Origin of the sequence: Streptomyces sp. NRRL F-5122 (assembly GCF_001507435.1) — a bacterium.
GTDB lineage: Bacteria > Actinomycetota > Actinomycetes > Streptomycetales > Streptomycetaceae > Streptomyces > Streptomyces lannensis.
Window position 1 is genome coordinate 1 of record NZ_LMWH01000118.1, and the last position, 562, is coordinate 562.

A 562-nucleotide genomic window follows, 5' to 3' on the forward strand; every position below is an offset into this window, starting at 1 on the left:
ATTGGCCTCCGCCAGCAGCACCGTGTCCGGATAGTGGGCGTCGATCTCCTTGCGCACCCGCCGGAGGAACTCGTGCGTGGCCGGCAGATTCTCGCAGTTGGTGCCCTCCTGCTGGTAGAGGTAGGGGACGGCGTCGAGGCGGAATCCGTCGATGCCCAGGTCCAGCCAGAATCTCAGCGCGGAGATGATCTCCTCCTGCACGGCCGGGTTCTCGTAGTTGAGGTCCGGCTGGTGGGAGAAGAAGCGGTGCCAGTAGTACTGCTTGCGGATCGGGTCGAAGGTCCAGTTGGAGGCCTCGGTGTCGACGAAGATGATCCGCGCGTCCTGGAACTGCTTGTCGTCGTCGGCCCATACGTAGTAGTCGCCGTAGGGGCCGTCGGGGTGGGCGCGGGATTCCTGGAACCACGGGTGCTGGTCGCTGGTGTGGTTCATCACGAAGTCGATGATCACCCGCATGCCGCGCTGGTGGGTGGCGTCCACGAACTCCACGAAGTCCGCCAGGTCACCGAACTCCGGCAGCACCGCCGTGTAGTCCGACACGTCGTAACCGCCGTCCCGCAGC

At 64.9% G+C, this 562-nt stretch carries 1 protein-coding gene; it reads right to left on the bottom strand.

What is annotated here, in order from left to right; all coding sequences use genetic code 11:
* On the bottom strand, positions 1-562 hold a 562-nt coding region (locus tag ADL25_RS15480), incomplete at both ends, for an alpha-amylase family glycosyl hydrolase (RefSeq protein ID WP_267889251.1).